Source organism: Labilithrix luteola, assembly GCF_001263205.1.
Classification (GTDB): domain Bacteria; phylum Myxococcota_A; class Polyangia; order Polyangiales; family Polyangiaceae; genus Labilithrix; species Labilithrix luteola.
In genome coordinates, this window is sequence record NZ_CP012333.1 from 1,749,556 (window position 1) to 1,767,492 (window position 17,937).

Sequence of the window (17,937 nt, forward strand, 5' to 3'; positions counted from 1 at the left end):
GTGAATATCGATCAAGGACTCGTCTTGTGGAGCGCATTGTGGACACCGATGGCCCATAGGTTGGTATTGGACGTGCCGCGAACTCGATGGAGAGATTGGTTGAGCGCCGCTCCACCATAGGCGACCGTCGATATCTCGAAGGAACCGCCGTCCCAGACGTTGCTCTTGGATCGAACGACGATCCCGAGTCCGCTCAGCCATGGCCCCTCGAGCGCAACCCACAAGGAGTTTAGCGGCTTGCGAACCAGCGACGTGGGGACTTGCGCAACGGAGACCGAATAGCCATCTCCCGACGCCACGACGTCCAGGACGTCACGAGCGCCCTTGAGGCCGATGATTCGGTTTGCCGATGGCATATGAATGTCGGTAAGCCATCCCTCGGTGCCACCGATCAGCTGATATCCATCTTTGGCGGTACATCTGGACGTGCTGCTGGTGAGGGTGCCGTCCGCAATTCTCTGATAATTCCCTGCGGTCTTGCGCACGAGGACGGCACAGGCTCCGCTCGAAGGGGCTGTCGTTCTCGCACCGGAGAACCAGACCTCGTCGGAGCCTGTCCCCGCAGCTGCGAGGAAGTAGATATGCTCGGTCGACGCAGATGCATCGTCCGCCGTGTACTCGGGTACCCATTCCGGCGCGGCGCCGGCGACGCCCGTTCGATGATAAATGGTATTCGCGAACCATGCGTAGACGTCGTCGGCACTCGTCCCCCAGACGCCCAGGGCCGGGTAGTTCGCATTCAGGGCGGAGTAATACGGGTAGCCGTCTGGCCGATCGATATCGTCGCCGAGGCTATTGCCCTTGAGTTTCTGTCGGGTCCACGACCAGGTCGTCGCCGGCGGCTGGGAACGCTTTCCGTGATAGATGTAGCCTGGGTCTACGGCGTAGTAGATCTCGTCCCCATTGGGGGCCCAGATCCCGCCCGTATACTTGCCGAACGCGTCGTTCTGAGTGCCGTCGTCGATGTAGTTCCAGGTGGCGTCGGCTTCTTCCCACTCGAGGACCTTGATACCGAGGACCGAGCTCTGCGCGATCGCGAACGCGCGATCGCCGATCGGCCAGATGTCCCTCACGACGAGCTCTTCGTCGGGCAATGTCGTTCGACACCATCCCGCGGCACTGCAGGCTTGTCCGTCGACCGCGGCATCGGTGCCTGTTTCGGGTTCGCTCGGCCCGCCATCTGCGGGTTGGATGTTGTCTCCTCCCGAATCGGGAGAAGACGCCGGCGTCGTCGGCGGCTCTGCCTCGGAGGAGCTCGCGCAAGCCACGACCGAGGTGGTGGCTCCGAGTACGAGCGAGCCGCAGCAGACGAGAAGCGTCGCCCTCACGACTTTCCTCCGATCGAGAGAATCGTGCCCTCACCTCCAACCCAGACATGCCCTGGTTCGGAGACCCACACCGTCTTGAGGTTCGGTCTTCGCTTGCCGAGTCCGGCAACCTTCACGCGAGACCATTTTGCTCCGTCGTAGTGGAGGACCACGCCGGCCTCGCCGACGGCCCAGACGTCCGTCGCGGAGGAGCCCGATACGGCGTGGAGAGTCTCCGTCGTGGGGACGTCCGAGACCACGGCCCAGAGCATGGGATCGCCCGTGTAATGGCGGATGGTCCCGTTCGCGCCAACAGCCCAGGCCTCGGACGAGGTCGCGCACCAAACTCCGTTCAGCGCGTTCGACGTCTGGGTGTTGAACGCCTCGATGCTGGGCGTGTCACTCTCCGCGCCAAGGATGCGGATCGCCACGCCCGATTCGCCGACCGCCCACAACTCGTCGGCCGTGGCGCCGTGGATGCTTCGCATTCGCAGGCATCCATTGTCGTTGCACGTCGCCGAGGGCACCCCCGCCTGGATTTCGAACTGATTGGATGGCGATTGGCGCATACGCCAGAGGCCGCTCAACCTGTAATCCGGTCGGGTGGTCATCGACGAACACCAAAGCCACTGCGAGCCAGGAGCGCTCCACGCGTTGGTCACCATCGGGTAGCTGTGGAAGGAGGACTTCAGCTCGCTCGATAGCGTCGGCGAAGTCGACGTCCAGCCACCTGCCGAAGGAGCCGGGTCTGCGTCGGGAACGTCGACGTCGCGTGTATAGACGCTCGTCCAACTGGCGATCGCGACCTCGCCGATATCGCGTAACCAAAGCCCACGCAGGGTCTCGAGACTCCCCAGCTCCGACCGGTTCCACGTCGTACCGTCGAAGTGGACGACGGATCCCTTCGTGCCAACGGCCCAGACGTCGCTGGCCGAGCGTCCCCGGATCGCGGTTATCGTTACCTGTTGGTCGAGGCTGCCGCCGTCGAGATCCGAATCGAAGGGGCCGTTGGGGCAGAGCGCGTCGGGAGAGCAGACGCTGGGAAAGTACTCGCAATCGGCGCACGGGCCTGCGTCCACCTCTGAAGTCGCGTCGACCCCGCTGTCCGCCGGCGGAGGCGGTGGCACGGGCACGCGCGAATCATCCTCCGGCTGCGGAGCGGTGGATTCCGTCGAAGCGCATGCTGCCACGACGAGAAGGAGGGCCGTCCAGCGAACGCTCATTGGGGACCTCTTCCGGCATCGACGGTGTCATCGCAGGGTTTGACCACGCATCGGCCTTGCACGCACGCCTGGCCAGCAGTTGCGCTGCAGGCGATCCCGCAACCCCCGCAATTCCGTGGATCGCTGGCGACATTCACCTCGCAACCGTCGGCCTCGTTTCCGTTGCAATCAGCCAGTCCGGTCACACACTCCGACTGGCAAATACCTTTGACACATATCCCTACTGACGTATTGGTGACTGGGCAGACGATGTTGCATCCGCCGCAGTTTTTGCGGTCGGAGGCGAAGTCGCGACAAGATCCGGCATTTTCGGATGCCTCGCTCGGGCAATAGGACTGTCCATCGGGGCACATGCATCGGGGAGGTGACCCTGCGTAGCCCTCGTCCTTTTTGCAGGCTTGGCCCGCGGAGCAAGTGGTCCCGCAGGCGCCGCAGTCGGTCGCCGACAGTAGACTCGTCTCGCATCCATTGCTGAAATCGCCGTCGCAGTTGGCCCAGTTCGCCTTGCATTTGGGGTGGCCGCACTCGCTATTCGCGCAGCCGTAGTACATGTGAAAGCTCGAAGGGATACTGCCGCCGTCGCCACTCCGTGGACAATAGTTGTCACATGCTCCGCAGTTGAAGTCGTCGCTCGTCATGTCGACGCATTCCCCTAGACAGTAGTCTCCGTGCGGGCAGCCGCATTTGAAGTCGTTGTTACCGATCGACTGTCGCAAACACGGCTTGGTCGGATCGGTGCAGATGACGCCGCACGCCCCGCAGGAGGTGTTCCGCTCCGCATACGCCTCGCAACCGTTGTCGGGGAGGCCATCGCAGTCGAGGGTCGGAGGGGAAGTGCTGCACTGCATGACGCATTTGCCGTCGATGCATTCGTATGTTTCACGTTCGCTCGTCACTGGACAGGCGGCTCCGCACGCGCCGCAGTTCTGCCTGTCGGCCTGCAGGTTGACGTCGCAAAGAAACTCCGAATTCGGACACGTCGTATATCCCGCAGGGCATTGGTCCGAGGGGCAATACGAGAGAGGCCCGGCCTCCGATGCCGAGGCATCGACGTCCGAGGCGTCGGCATCCGGCGCGGTGAACTGGGGAGTGTCCCCGCCCTGGTCGAAGCGTTGGTCGCCCAGGCGGACGTTGGAACAGGCCACGATGCCAAGGCCGATCACGAGGCCTACCGTCGAAGAGCGAAGGAGATTCATTTCCCGGCCCCTACGGAAGGCACCATCAGACTTTCGGGATGTTCGGCCTTGAACTCGCCGGCCTCGAGATCGGCTTGGTCGTTCTTGCCTTGATCGCGTGTGAGCCACACATGAAGCGCCTTGCGCTGCTCTACGAATTGACCTTGGGGAAATTCGGATTCATGGCGCGCGATCAGCCGAGATGCGTCGGAGAATTTTCGCCGTTGGAGCGCTTCGCGGATCTGGAGGATGAGGGCGCGTTCCTGCGCGAGACGGCTCGACTCGATGTCGGGCTGTTCGGCCCCCCCTTTCCTCGGCGCGCGCTTCGGCGTTGGCAAGAGGACGGAAGGGAGCGCTGCGACGTCGACCGTGCTGGGCTCGCGTGGTGCGGTTGCAGTCGCCGTCTCTTCCGCGGCGGCGTCGGTGGTCGTCTCGCGGCTATCGGCAGGAGGCGTGTTCGATTCCGATGTCGCCACCGGCGAAGCCGGCGCAGAGGAAGAGAAGGAGGCCGAGCGCGAAGACACGAGGAACGCTCCGCTCGCGGCGATCAGTGCCCCGCCCGCGAGCAACTTCATCCAGCCCGTCGCCAGTCGATGTCCGCCGCTCGCCGGCAGCCCGAGCGTCGTGCGCGTCCGCCCGAGCGCGTGCTCGACGACATCCGCGGGGACGTGCATATCGACTCGACGCTCAGCATCGAGCAGTCTCTGCGATCTCGCATCGCGCGCCCACTCGCCGTCTTCGAGCTCATCATGCTGGCTCACGTTTCCTCCTCATTTTCGAGCTGTAGAACGGCACGCCTGAATTCCTGACGAGCAACGCGGAGTCTCGAGTAGGCCGTGTTGAGAGGGATGCCGAGAGCTGCTGCCACTTCGGGGATGCTGAAGCCGTCCAGCTCGTGCAGCACGAAGACCGACTGCTTTCCGAGATCGCTGATCGCTCCGAGCGCCTCGAGCACGAGACGCCTCGCGTGCGCTTCGCTCTCGGCGTCCAGCGCCGGGCCGCGTGAGGCCACTTCGCGGTCCGTTCGCACCTCGTGATGATGGCGTGCGAGCCTGCGATAGGCGGAAGCCGCGCGGACGGCGAATCCGAAGAGCCACGGTCGGAGAGGCCTCGTGTCGTCGTAGGAGTCGAGCTGGCGGTGCACCGCCAAGAAGAGCTCGTGGGCCTGGTCCTCCACGTCGGACTCTCGCACACCCAGGCGCAGGAGCGTGTGGCACACGTAGCCGTAGTGCGCTCGAAACATCGAGCAGAACACGGCCTCGTGAGTGTCCTGCAGCGTCGCTGGCATCGCCACCATCGTCGGCCTCGTTTGGCGTCAGGCCGACGAATCCGTCATTCCGTCATGAAGAAAACGTTCACGGCAGGTGGGCGGAGAGCCCTGCCTCGATCAGCCCCGCGATCATCGGGACGGAGTAGACGGCCTCCTCGCCCAAGCGGAATGTCGCGCGCGACACTGGGAAGTCCACGCCGCCGCGTACGCGTAGGTCGAGACCTGGCACGATGGAAGCTCGACCGTTCACTCGGAGGCCGAGCGCCATGAAAAACACGTCTTGCTCACGAGCATTCGGGATCCCCGAACCTCGCGCACGGTGCGCACCGACCGTCGCGGAGGCGCACGTGTCGAGCCACGACGCGATACCAACGCACGGCTGAGCCGTCGCGGCTCGAAGCTCGAGAAGGATGCGACCTTCCCTCGAGCCATACGCGCTCCCCGGATAGACGGAGAGCAGCCCGAGCTCGAGCGAACGCGGGATCGCCGGCCCGCGACGGCCAATCCGAAGGCCGACACTTGCCAGCGGCCTGATGCCTGGCGCATAGCCCGCGGCCAGTCCCACGTTCGCCGCGGTCGAGAGATCGAGCTTCGCTTTCGTGGGCGGCGTAGGTGGCGCGGCCGGGCGCGCGCTCGGCGGCGTGGCGCGAGGCGGCTCCGGCGCGAGAGGGCCAGGCACCGAGCCAGGCTCCAAGGGCTTCTCCACGGGCTCTCCGTCCGAGGGTTTCGCGACGGGCTCTCCGTCGACCTCCACCTTGGAGTTCTGCAGCCGCTCGATCGCCATGGCCGCCGCGAGCGCCATCGACGAGGCAAGCTCGGAGCAATGGGAAGAGGCCTCGGTGAAGCTCTGCCTTGCTTCCAGCGCGCTCGCTTCGAAGCTGACGGTACCGTTCAGTCCTGACGGCGTCTTCTCGATGCGAGCAACGATCCGTCGTTCGGCGTTGGGGTCGAACGCAACCGAGCCGACGAGCCGTTCGGTCTCGCGCACGAACGCGGTACGGTCAGGGCAGCCCTTCGCATTCGGATCGACGATGTAGTCGAGATGAAAGCGCAGTGGCTCCGAGGCGCGTGTCTGACGCGTTCCGAGAAGGGCGACGAAGAGGACGGGCCAGATCGCCGCTCGCAACGCAAGAGATACTAGGCACAACGGATGTCGAATGCACGCGGCTCGAGTCGTCGACGCGGGACGCCTTGCAAATCGTATCTGAAGTCCGCGCGCGTGCAGCAGCCATGCACGCGCTGTCTCGTTCGAGCGCTGAGCTCTGCGTAACGCGGGACGATCTCCCGCGGAGCCACGTGAGCACGCCCCCGCTCAACCGATTTGTCCGAGGACGCTGACGCGCCCACCGTGACGTCGATTCCCGATGATCGACGGTTTAGACCAGCGTACGTGTTTCCGCGCGTCGCCCTCTCGCGTCTGCTCAGGCGCGACGTGGCTCGCCTCGAGAGCAAGGCCACCGATCGCCGGCCGTGACTCCGTAGAGGTGGCGGCTCTCGTTGTTTCGAAGCGTCACGGTCTTGTGCTCGGCAATGGACGCGGAGGTTCTCGGCCTCGCCGCTGCCACCGAGCGCCCGGGGCGTCACGTGGTCGACTTCGAGAACGAGCGCGACGCGAGCCTCCGCGAAGCACTCGTCACATGGTTCGGCCCACCTCGCTTTTCGTAGCGAGCGCTCTCTTCGAGTGTTCCGCGACTACGAGCTATCGAGAATCGGTGCTCACGACCACTTCACCCTACGCCGAATTTACGGCCCACGAATCGCTCGCCCACGGAGAATGGGATTGAGTAATTGCAGATTGGAAGCGAGCTCTACGCCCGACATTCTCGCGTAATGTGTGGCGTGTTGATTGAGTGACCGTTTTGCGCCGAACGGTCGACATCCACGTTCGACGTCGAGGCTGACTCACGCGCATCGAGATGCGAGTCGAATAGCCATGCGGCGGTTGAACGCGTCGTGGTACGAGTGCGATTTGTCCTTCGTGTAACTGCCGTGCACTTCGCACGCAGCTCACCCAAGGGCAGTCCGACGACATGGCCATGCCCCGCATGCAGAACGAACTCCTGCTCGCCGTCACGCCGTTCGATCACGCAGACCTTCCGCTCGCTCGGGCGCTGAAGAGAGAGGGAGTAGCGGTCGCGATCGACGTCGGACGCGACGAGAGCGCGTGGCCTGGGCTCTTCCGTACGCTCACGCGACTCCGGCTCACCGACATCGGACTACGCGTCCCGGACGGTGTCGATTTGACTCAGCTGGCGCCGCCGGCGTCGGTGACGTTCCTCGTCGTCGAAGGCGGCCTCGGCGCGGTCCCCGAAACGCTGAGGGAGCTCACTCTCGTCGCGCAGGTGCGCTCGGTGGACGAGGCGAAGACCGCGCTCGACGCAGGTGCGCACGGGCTTATCGCCAAAGGCGCGGAGAGCGGGGGACGCGTCGGCGCGGAGAGCAGCTTCATTCTTCTGCAGCGTGTGCTCGACGTCGCCGATGGCCGAGTCCCCGTCTGGTGCCAGGGAGGCATCGGTCTCCATACGGCAGCGGCCGCCGTTGCTGCCGGCGCCACCGGCGTCGTCGTCGACGCGGCGCTCGCACTGCTCTCGGAGAGCGGACTGCCTGCCACCATCAAGGCTCGCCTCCAGAAGATGGACGGCAGCGAGGTGCGCGCCGTCGCTGGCTACAACGTACTCGTAGAGGGCGGGCTCGACGGTCGTGAGCTCGAACGCTGGACGGAGACGGACGTTCGCCTCGCGCTCACGAGCCGAACGGCTTGGGCCATCGGCCAGGATGCGGCCCTCGCGGCGATCACGGCCGGCACGTGTCCGACGGTCGAGTCGTTCGTCTTCGGCCTGCGCTCGCGGATTGCCGGTCAGTTGCGTCAAGCCAAGCGGCTGTGCACGCTCGATGAGAAGAGCCCGTGGGCGCTCGCGCACGGGACTCGTTATCCGATCGCGCAGGGCCCCATGACGCGCGTGAGCGATACCGCTGCATTTGCGGGCGCGGTTTCCGATGCGGGCGCGCTGCCGTTCCTCGCGCTCTCGGTCATGCGCGCGGCGGACTGCCGACGTCTCCTGACCGAAACGCGCGAGCGGATCGGCGACAAGGCATGGGGCGTCGGCGTGCTCGGCTTCGCGCCACCGGAGGTCCTTGGTCCGCAGCTCGAGCTGCTCGAGGAGTTCAAGCCGCCGGTCGTGCTGCTGGCAGGCGGGCGACCGTCGCAGGCGCGACCCCTCATGGAAAAGGGGATCACGACGTACCTGCACGTGCCGTCCCCCACCCTTCTCGAAATGTTCTTGAAGGACGGCGCCACGCACTTCGTGCTCGAAGGTCGCGAGTGCGGTGGTCACGTCGGTCCGCGCTACAGCTTCGTGCTCTGGCAGCAGATCATCCACGTCCTCCTCAAGGCGCCGCACCCGGACCGCGTGAGCGTGCTCTTCGCCGGCGGCATTCACGACGACCGGTCGGCCGCGATGGTGGCCGCCTTGACGGCGCCGATCGCCGCGCGTGGCGTGAAGGTCGGCGTGCTCATGGGCACGGCGTACATCGCGACGCTCGAGGCGGTGTCCAGCGGTGCGCTGCTCGAAGGATTCCAGCGACGCGCGCTCGCCGGCGAAGAGACCGTGCTGATGGAGACCGCGCCCGGCCACGCCGTGCGCTGCCTTCGCTCGCCCTTCACGGAGCACTTCGCGCGTGAGCGCACGCGCCTCAAGGCAGAGGGACTCGCGCCCGCAGCGCTCACCGCGGCGCTCGACGCGCTCAACGTCGGCAGGCTGCGCATCGCGACCAAGGGCGTCGTGCGCGAGGGTGAGCATCTACGGCACGTCGATGCCTCGGAGCAGGAGCGCGAGGGCGCGTACATGATCGGTCAGGCCATCGCGTTCAAGCGCGAGCCAACGACGATCGCCGAGCTCCACGCGAACGTGTCGGCGGGTGCCACCGCGCGCCTGGCGAAGCTCGAGCCCCCTGCCCTTGCGTCCGCGCCAAAGGCCGAGCCCGTCGCCATCATCGGCATGGCCTGCATCTACCCGGGCGCGCCCGATCTGGAGACGTACTGGTCCAACGTCGTGCGGGGTGTCGACGCCGTCCGTGAGGTGTCCGCCGACCGCTGGAACGTCGATCTCTACTATCGCAGCGGGCCACCGCAGCCAGGGAAGTCGCCGAGCAAGTGGGGCGGGTACATCGACGCGGTGCCGTTCGATCCGCTCGCTTATGGAATTCCCCCGCAGTCACTCCCCGCGATCGCGACCACTCAGCTTTTGTCGCTCGAAGTGACGGCGCGCGCGCTTTCGGACGCAGGGATCTCGACCCAGAACGTCAATCATGATCGGACGTCGGTCATGTTCGGCGCCGCGGGCGCTCCGTACATCGCGAACCTGATGCATTTCCGCAGCGTGCTCCCGCAGTACGTCGGCGAAGTGCCCCCTGAGCTGGACGACGTGCTCCCGGCGATGACCGAAGACTCGTTCCCCGGCATGTTGAACAACGTCGTCGCCGGCCGCATCGCCAACCGCCTCGGCTTCGGCGGCGTGAACTTCACCATCGACGCCGCCTGCGCGAGCTCTCTCGCTGCCCTCGCGGCCGGCATCGAGGAACTCGACGATGGACGGAGCGATCTCGTCGTCGTCGGCGGTGTCGACTTCAACGCCGGCATCGCCGATCTTTTGCGGTTCGGGTCGCTCGGAGCGCTCTCGCCGTCGGGTCGGTGCCGCGCCTTCGACGCGTCCGCAGACGGCACCTCACTCGGCGAGGGCGTCGGCGCGGTGGTCCTGAAGCGCCTCGCGGACGCCGAGGCCGACGGCGATCGGATCTACGCCGTCATCGACGGCGTCGGCGGATCGAGCGACGGCAAGGGTCTCGGACTCACCGCGCCGCGCAAGGAAGGCCAGGCACGTGCGCTCGAGCGCGCTTACCGACGAGCAGGTGTTCTTCCTGCCGAGATCAGCCTGGTCGAGGCGCATGGCACCGGCACGGTGGTCGGCGACCGCACGGAGCTCGAGACGCTCCGCGAGGTGTTCAACGCAGGCGGTGCGCTCCCCGATACGGTCGACCTTGGCGCGGTGAAGAGCCTGATCGGCCACACGCGGGCCGCGTCGGGCGTCGCCGGTCTCATCAAGACCGTCAAGGCGCTCCATCACCGAGTCCTGCCGGGGACTCCGCACGTGATCACGCCGAACGACGCGCTACGTGGGCGAACGCCGTTCGCGCTCAGCGCCGCGTCGAGGCCGTGGACAGCCGATAAGCCGCGCGCAGCCGTGAGCTCTTACGGCTTCGGCGGCGCCAACTTCCACGCGGTGCTGTCCGCGGCTCCATCCGCGCCATCTCGGTTCGGGGCGGCGACCTTCCCCGCAGAGCTCTTCGCCTTCCGCGGGGCGACTCCCGCCGCTGCGCTCGACCTCGGTCGCCGCGTGGAGCGCTTCCTCGCGGAGTCGACGGCACCGTTCGCACTGCGCGACGTCGCGCATGCGGTGTGGGCCGCAAATGACGGTCCCGTGCAATATGCATTCGTCGCAAAGGATCGTGAGGAGCTCGCGCAGCGGCTCGCCGTGGCCCTCGACGAGACGGCGGAGGACCGGCGGATTCATCGCCGCGTCGCCGACGCGGAGAAGACGGCGTGGCTCTTCCCAGGCCAGGGGGCGCAGTACCCCGGCATGCTGCGCGAGCTGTTCGTCTACTTCCCGGAGCTCCAGACGGCGCTGCTCGCCGATCCGGCGTCCGCCGAAGCGCTCTTCCCACGTGGCGCGTACGACGACGAGAGCCGGGCGCGCCAGCGTTCGACGCTCGCCGACACCCGACACGCACAGCCCGCGCTCGGTATCGTGGAGCTCGCGCTCGCGCGTTGGTTCGCGTCGCTTGGTTTGGCGCCGGACATGGCCGCGGGGCATAGCTTCGGCGAGCTCGCCGCGCTGGCGGCGGCGGGGATGTTCGATCTGGACACGCTCATCGCCGTAGCGCAGGCGCGCGCCGACGCGATCGTCTCGGCGTGCGGCGCGGACCCCGGCAAGATGGCGGCGGTCGGCGCGAACGGCGAGGAGCTTCGAGCGGCGCTCGCCGACTTCTCGCGCGTGACGCTCGCCAACTACAACAGCCCGGAGCAGACGGTGATCTCCGGACCGACCGACGACGTCACCCGTGCTTGTGAGCACCTGAGGACATTGGGGATCGCGTCGAAGCAGCTGGCGACGTCGTGTGCGTTCCACTCGAGCGTCGTTGCCGGCGCCGGTCCGATCTTCGCCCGTGCGCTCGACCCCGTCGCGTTCGCTCCGCTCGCGTGGCCGGTCTATTCGAACGTCTCGGCCGCGCCGCATGTCGACGACGTCGCGGCCACGCGCGAGGCGCTTGCGCGACACATCGCGAGCCCGGTCCGCTTCATCGAAGAGATCGAGCGCATGCACGCGGATGGCGCGCGCGTGTTCGTCGAGGTCGGCCCGGGATCGGCCTTGTCCGGCCTCGTGCGCAAGATCCTACGTGCAGCGCCTCATCGAGTGATCACCGCCGCACCGTCGGCCGAGGATGGCCTGCCCAGCCTGCTCGATGCCGTGGCGCAAATGGCGGTGCTGTCGGACACGTTCGACGCGGCAGCGTTGTTCGTTGGCCGCACACGCCGGCTCGATCTCGAACGACCGCTCGTGCTGCCGGCGCACACGTGGATGCTCGACGGCGTTCGCGCACGTCCAATCAAGGGAGAACTCCCAGAACACGCGGAGAAGATCGTGACGAAGCCTGTCGTGAACCTTGCGGCCAGGGCGACTGCCGCTAGCCATTCGGAGTCCGCGAACGGCGCGGACGCGGCGCTCCTCGAGTTCTTGAACAACATGCGCGAGGTCGTGGCCGCGCAGCGTGACGTGCTCGTCACCTACTACGGCGGCGCGGACGCGGCGGTGCACTCGTCGGTGCCCGTCCGTGCGAGACCGGCGGCGCCAACTCGGAACGTTGCGCCACAGGCGCCAGTAGCCACGCTGCCAGAAACGACGACGCCGGCGCCTGCCCTGCCCGCGTTGCCAGTCTCTTCGCAGCCGATCGATCTCTCGGCCACCTTGCTCGGAATCATCAGCGATCGCACCGGCTACCCGGTGGAGGTCCTCGAGCTGGATCTCGATCTCGAAGCCGACTTGTCGATCGACTCCATCAAGCGCGTCGAGATCGTCGTCGAGCTGGTCGACCGGCTGAAGGTGCGCGTCGGACAGGCCAACGCGGATCGGATGGTCGAGGGGCTCTGGAGCCGAAGGACCCTGCGCGGGATGCTCGAACATCTCTCCAGCGCCAGCGGGCCGAGCGAGGCCGAGGCCACTCCGGCGATTGCCCCGTTATCGAATGGCGCATCGAACGGCGCATCGAATGGCGCCATGCCGGGCTCGGCCGGTCGCTCGTCGGCGACGGCGCCTGTGCTGCGTCACCTCATGCGGCTCGAGCCGGCGACGGCACCCCAGCGCGCAGTTCCGGTGAAGGGTCGCTCCTTCGTCATCACCGACGATGAGCAAGGACTCGCGCCGCTCGTGGCAGAGCGTCTACGACGCGAGGGTGGAGAGGTGCAGGTCGTGTCGTGGTCGGAGGCGCAAGCGCGCGACTCCTGGCGCGGCGTCGACCAGCTCGTCCACCTGTGGCCGCTTCATCCGTCCAGCAACCCCGCAGACGTCAATCGACTGTTCCCGATCATGCAGGACGTCGTGTGCGGCGGCGCGGGCCTCTTGGCCGTGGGCGGCTCGGCGATGACCCTTGGTGACCACACACCCGAAGCCTGGCCGAACGGCGGCAAGGCGGCCGGTCAACGTGGCGCCGGCTTGGCCGGGATGATGCGCTGCGCGAAGGGAGAGTATCCCGGCGCCCCGACGGGGTACGTCGACCTCGACCTCACGACCACGGTCGACGCGCAGGTGGAGGCAATCATCGCGGAGCTCTCCGCGACGGACTCACCAGGCGAGGTCGCCTACCGTGGCGGCGCGCGCTGGTGGCGGGGCTACGCGCTCGCGCCGCTCGAGGCCGACGCGACCACACGGCGCGCTCCGCTCCTCACGAAGGACAGCGTTGTCCTCCTGACCGGCGGCGCGCGCGGTGTGACCGGTGCCTTCGCACGCGCGCTGGCCGCGCAATACGGCTGCCGCATCGAGCTCGTCGGACGCGCGGCACTTCCCTCCGAGGCCGAGAGCGAAGTCACCCGCGACGTCGACGCTGGCGACCTGAGGCGAGTGCTCGCGTCGCGCGATCGAGGCATGACCTTGCGCGACGTCGAACGCCTGGCGCAGACGACGCTGCGTGAGCGCGAGATGCGCAGCACCATGGCGGCGATTCGCGCCTCCGGCAGCATCGTGAGCTACACGCAGCTCGACGTGCGTGACGGCGACGCCCTGGAGGCATTCGTCGCCGAGCGCTACCGGACGCTGGGCCGGATCGACGGCGTCGTCCACGGCGCCGGGATCATCGAGGACCGGAACATCAAGGACAAGACCAAGGACAGCTTCGCCCGCGTGTTCGAGACGAAGGTCAACGGAGCGCTCGCCCTGCGCCGGTCGATGCGCGACGACGTGAAGTTCGTCGTCCTGTACTCGAGCATCGCGGCATTGCACGGCGCCGAGGGGCAGCTCGATTACGCGTGCGCCAACGACACGCTCGACCACATCGCCGTCGAGTGGCAGAGCCAGACCGACGGTCACGTGCTCACCGTCAACTGGGGACCGTGGCACGGCGCAGGGATGGTCGACGGCGCGCTCGAGCGGCATTTCGAGCGGCTGAAGATTGGCCTCATCCCTCTCGACGAAGGCGTGGACGCGCTCCTGCGTGAGCTCTCGTCCGGACGCAAACAGGACACTCAAGTCGTGTTGATGTCGGCGACGGCCGATCGTCTCACCGCCGAACCGACCCCTTCCGCACGGCGCGCACGGCAAGACTGATGGCCGCTCCGGTTCGAATTGCCGTCGCCGGGATGGCGTGCGTCTTTCCGGGGGCGGCCGACGTATCGACGTACTGGGACAACATCGTTCGCGGCGTCGACGCGCTCAGCGACGCGCCCGAGCAGCGATTGGACCCGCTGTACTTCGACCCCCAATCGACGGACGCCGATCGCTTCTACTGCCGTCGCGGCGGCTTCGTCGACGCCTTCGCTGCCGTCAATCCGCTCGCGCTCGGCGTGCTGCCGAAGACGATGGCATCGACCGAGCCCGATCAGCTCCTGACTCTGGAGCTCGGCACGCGCGCGCTCGCGGATGCCGGCTACGATCGCGAGCGTCGTCCGCCGCAGCGAACGGGCGTCATTCTTGGGCGCGGCGGGCACATGTCGACCGGCAAGCTGCGGCTCGTGGAGCACGTGAGGGTGCTCCCTCAGTTGCTGACGACGCTACGCGACCTGTTCCCCGGGATCCCCGATGATGCCCTCGAGCGCGTCCGCGAGCGCGTTCGCGACGAGCTCTCGTACTTCGGCCCCGACGTCGCCTCGGGCAACGTGCCAAATCTGGTCGCCTCGCGCCTGGCGAACCGCTTCGATCTCCACGGACCGGCCTACGCGGTGGACGCCGCGTGCGCGAGCTCTCTGCTCGCCCTCGAGCAATCGTGCATGTTGCTTGGACAGGGCTCCGTCGACCTCATGGTCGCCGGCGGTGTCCACCTCGCGCAAGAGGCAACGCTCTGGGCGACATTCTGCCAGCTCGGCGCGATGTCTCGCTCCGGCGCGATCCGGCCGTTCGCGGCCGATGCCGACGGGGTGCTCCTGGGAGAAGGCGTCGGCGTGGTGGTGCTCAAGCGCCTCGACGACGCCATTGCCGCCGGGGACCGGATCTATGCCGTCATCGAGGGTGTAGGTTCGGCGAGCGACGGAAGTCGCAGCGCGCTGCTCGCCCCCGCCGTCGAAGGGCAGCTGGAGGCGCTCGAGCGCGCGTGGTCGCCCTTGTCACTCCCGAGGAGCTCGCTCGGTTTGCTCGAGGGCCACGGCACGGGCACCAAAGCGGGCGACGCAGCGGAGCTGAAAACCATCTCTGCGTTCTTCGGTGCTCACGACGGCGTCGAGACGAAGCCCGTGCTCGGCACGATCAAGTCGATGATCGGTCACCCCATGGCGGCCGCCGGCATCGCCGGGTTCATCAAGGCCGTCCTGGCGGTGCACCACGGCGTGCTTCCACCGACGCTGCACTGCAAGGAGCCGCACCCGCTGCTCTCGACCACGCGCTTTCGGACGATCGGGGCGGCCGAGCCCTGGCCGCTCGAGCCGGGAAAGCGTGTGGCGGCCGTCAATGCGTTCGGCTTCGGCGGTATCAATGCACACGCGATCGTGCGCGGGTACGAGGCCCCCTCGGCGCGCGTGTCTGCCCCGACGTCCAAGAAGGTGGCGCCGCCCGTCCTCTTGCTCTCGGCAGAGACGCGCGAAGCGTTGCTCGCGCGCCTCGAAGCCGGTGAGGAGACCGACGCTCCTTCCTCGGACGGGGGGCCCTACCGACTCGCGATCGTCGAGCCGAACGATCACAAACGGACGATCGCGAAGAAGGCGCTCGCCTCGGGACGGCCGTGGCGCGGTCGCAGCGACGTGTATTTCTCCGGCGAGGGGCTCATCGCCAACGGCGGCCGGCTCGCATTCGTCTTCCCCGGTCTCGATTCGACGTTCGATCCGAAGGTCGGTGACGTCGCCGACCACCTCGGGTTGCCTCTACCGCCCGTGCACGAGCGGCTCGATCCCGGGGCGCGGGTCTTCGACGTCGTCCGCGGCGTCGTTGGCGTCAACCAGTTCATGCTCGACGCCGTCCGCGCGCTCGGGATCCGTCCTGACGCTGTCGCCGGCCACAGCATTGGCGAGTGGAACGCGCTCGAGGCCGCCGGCGTGATCGCGCGTGAGCACCTCGACTCGAGACGTATGCTCGGCGCGGAAGGCGTGACGGTGGCGCCCGCCGACGAAGTCTTCCTGGCGGCCGCGTGTGACGTTGCGCTCGTCCGGAAGGAGATGGACGGGCTCGGCGACCAGCTGACGATCACGCACGACAACGCCCCTCACCAAGTTCTCGTCAGCGGCCCTCGCGAAGCAATCGAGGTGCTGCGCGTGAGGCTGAAGGCAGCCTCGGTGATGTGTCAGTCCGTGCCGTTCGGTGGCGGCTTTCACACGTCGGCGTTCGCCAGCTTCGTGGAGCGAGCGCGTCCGTATTTTGAACGGCTGCCGATGACCGCGCCAAGCGTGCCTGTCTGGTCGGCGACCTCCGCAGCCCTGTTTCCGGATACCGAGGCCTCGCGGCGCGCGCTCGCTCTCTCGCTGCTCGTGCAGCCCGTGCGCTTTCGCGATCTGATCGAGGGCATGTACGACGCCGGGCACCGCGTCTTCGTCCAGATCGGCGCGGGATCGCTACCGCAGATGATCGACGACACCCTGCGCGGCCGCGAGCACCTGGTGGTGGCGGCCTACCGCAACGATCGCCCCGCGCTCACGCAGCTCGTCGGGCTCTGCGCCGCGCTGTGGGTCGAGGGGGCTTCCTTCGACAATCGGCTGCTCGAGCGCGGCACATCTTCCACGTCTCGCACGCCTCGGCCGGCGTCGGCGAAGCCAAGCGGCGCGCGAGACCAGCGCGTTCCTCTCGCGCTGGGCGTGCCGTTCGTCCGCATGGAACCGCTCGACTGGTCGCCCGACGTCGCCACCCCTGTCGACGAGGCGGGCACCGACGACGTCATGCAGCGCATCTGGCACGACACGCGCTCGGACATCGAGCGCGCGCGTCGTGACGTGATGGCGGTCATCCGGCAGACGCGGGTGAGCCCACCGCCCGCCGCGCCGCGACTGGATGTTCGCGTGGCTCGCTATCTGGATCTCGCGACGACGATCCCGGAGGTCGTCGATCATGCGATGCATCCGCAGCGAGAACGATGGCCGTTCGTGGCGGACACGACCCCGACGGTGCCGATGGCGATGATGGTCGAGCTGGTCCGTCAGGCGGTCGCCGAGGCACTCCCGGGCATGAAGGTCGCGGAGCTGCGCGACGCGCAAGCGTACCGATGGTTGGCGGTAGCCACGCCCCTCACCGTGCACATTCGTCTGACCGAGCGCACCGACGGGGCGATCGAGGCGGAGATCGAGGGACACTTCAAGGCGACCATCATCGTGTCGCGAGACTATCCACGGTTCGAGGATGCGGCCCTGGCGCCCCTCGCGCGCGCCAACGACGCGATGCTCGACGGTCTGTCGATGTATCGCATGCGCCAGTCCTTCCACGGGCCAGCCTATCAGGGGCTGCGCCGCATCCTCCGCTTCGGTAACGAAGGTATCGAGGGCGACGTCATCGTGCCTGCAGGAAGAGGCGGCCTGCTCGATGCCCTGCTGCAGCTGTCGGGCTACTGGATCGCCACGCAGTCCGAAAATGGCGTGTCGGCCCCCGTCGGGTTCGAGCGCCTTCGGTTCCATGGCCCCGATCCGGCGATCGGCGAGCGACTGCACGACGACGTTCGCGCCGTCCTGCGAGGTGAAGGCACCTGCGTGAGCCAGCATCGTCTGACCGACGAGGCCGGACGCGTGCGCCTCTCTCTCGACGGCTGTCAGCAGCGTCAGCTTGGACTCATCGGGATCCGGCACAAAATCCAGCAAATCGACACGAGCGCGCTGTCGGAGCCGGTGGCCCGGGGCGTTGCCCTGTTCGACGATCGCTACGATACGACCGCCGCGCGTGACTACCTCGCGCGCCTCTACCTCACGGCCTCGGAGAACGCGGTCTACGAACGGATCGGCCCACGGGATCGTCGGCGCTGGCTGAACGGACGCATCGTCGCCAAGGACGCGGTGCGGGAGCTCGTTCGCCGCGGGGGACAGGCGAGTATCTTCCCAAAGGAGATCGTACTCGAGGGCGGCGTCGACGGGGCGCTGACGGCCGGTCCCAACGTCACGTCGATCGTGCCTCGCGGCCTGCATGTCGCCGTCGCGCATCGCGCCTACGCGTCCGCGGCGGTCGCCTCCGAGCGGCCGGTGTCGATCGACATCGCGGACGACAAGAACGTAATGTGGAAGTTTTCGTCATGAGGAA

General features: G+C 67.2%; 8 protein-coding genes. 2 read left to right on the forward strand and 6 right to left on the reverse strand.

Going from position 1 to position 17,937, the window contains the following annotated elements; genetic code table 11:
* Nucleotides 1-11: 11 nt before the first annotated feature.
* The 6 genes from AKJ09_RS07955 to AKJ09_RS07980 are packed head-to-tail and all read right to left on the reverse strand — an operon-like array spanning nt 12 to nt 6,101.
* Nucleotides 12-1,328: a hypothetical protein gene (locus tag AKJ09_RS07955; protein ID WP_146646580.1), complete on the reverse strand. Its 1,317-nt coding sequence runs from the start codon at nt 1,326-1,328 to the stop codon at nt 12-14.
* Nucleotides 1,325-2,530 carry a WD40/YVTN/BNR-like repeat-containing protein gene (locus AKJ09_RS52780; protein WP_169927362.1) on the reverse strand — a complete coding sequence of 402 codons (1,206 nt, stop codon included), beginning with the start codon at nt 2,528-2,530 and terminating at the stop codon, nt 1,325-1,327. The genes AKJ09_RS07955 and AKJ09_RS52780 overlap by 4 nt, the downstream gene beginning before the upstream one ends.
* A complete protein-coding gene (locus AKJ09_RS07965; RefSeq protein ID WP_146646582.1) occupies nt 2,527-3,726 on the reverse strand; it encodes a hypothetical protein in 1,200 nt (399 codons plus the stop codon). Before AKJ09_RS07965 ends, AKJ09_RS52780 begins: the two co-directional genes overlap by 4 nt.
* Nucleotides 3,723-4,466 (reverse strand): hypothetical protein, encoded by a 744-nt coding sequence (locus AKJ09_RS07970; RefSeq protein WP_146646583.1) that lies wholly within the window; start codon nt 4,464-4,466, stop codon nt 3,723-3,725. Before AKJ09_RS07970 ends, AKJ09_RS07965 begins: the two co-directional genes overlap by 4 nt.
* Complete coding sequence (locus AKJ09_RS07975; protein WP_146646584.1) at nt 4,463-5,002, reverse strand: RNA polymerase sigma factor; 540 nt, start codon at nt 5,000-5,002, stop codon at nt 4,463-4,465. Before AKJ09_RS07975 ends, AKJ09_RS07970 begins: the two co-directional genes overlap by 4 nt.
* A gap of 58 nt (nt 5,003-5,060) precedes the next feature.
* Nucleotides 5,061-6,101, reverse strand: a complete 1,041-nt coding sequence (locus AKJ09_RS07980; RefSeq protein ID WP_146646585.1) for a hypothetical protein — start codon at nt 6,099-6,101, stop codon at nt 5,061-5,063.
* 919 nt (nt 6,102-7,020) lie between these two features.
* Between AKJ09_RS07980 and AKJ09_RS55505 the strand changes: the two genes are divergently transcribed.
* Nucleotides 7,021-13,848, forward strand: a complete 6,828-nt coding sequence (locus AKJ09_RS55505) for a type I polyketide synthase (RefSeq protein WP_169927363.1) — start codon at nt 7,021-7,023, stop codon at nt 13,846-13,848.
* Nucleotides 13,848-17,933 carry a type I polyketide synthase gene (locus AKJ09_RS07990; RefSeq protein ID WP_146646587.1) on the forward strand — a complete coding sequence of 1,362 codons (4,086 nt, stop codon included), beginning with the start codon at nt 13,848-13,850 and terminating at the stop codon, nt 17,931-17,933. The genes AKJ09_RS55505 and AKJ09_RS07990 overlap by 1 nt, the downstream gene beginning before the upstream one ends.
* Nucleotides 17,934-17,937: the final 4 nt, after the last annotated feature.

Bases quoted from the DNA above. Each gene is read 5' to 3' on its own strand.
- AKJ09_RS07965 (WP_146646582.1), bottom strand. From the start codon at position 3,726: ATGAATCTCCTTCGCTCTTCGACGGTAGGCCTCGTGATCGGCCTTGGC.
- AKJ09_RS55505 (WP_169927363.1), top strand. From the start codon at position 7,021: ATGCAGAACGAACTCCTGCTCGCCGTCACGCCGTTCGATCACGCAGAC.
- AKJ09_RS07990 (WP_146646587.1), top strand. From the start codon at position 13,848: ATGGCCGCTCCGGTTCGAATTGCCGTCGCCGGGATGGCGTGCGTCTTT.
- AKJ09_RS52780 (WP_169927362.1), bottom strand. From the start codon at position 2,530: ATGAGCGTTCGCTGGACGGCCCTCCTTCTCGTCGTGGCAGCATGCGCT.
- AKJ09_RS07975 (WP_146646584.1), bottom strand. From the start codon at position 5,002: ATGGTGGCGATGCCAGCGACGCTGCAGGACACTCACGAGGCCGTGTTC.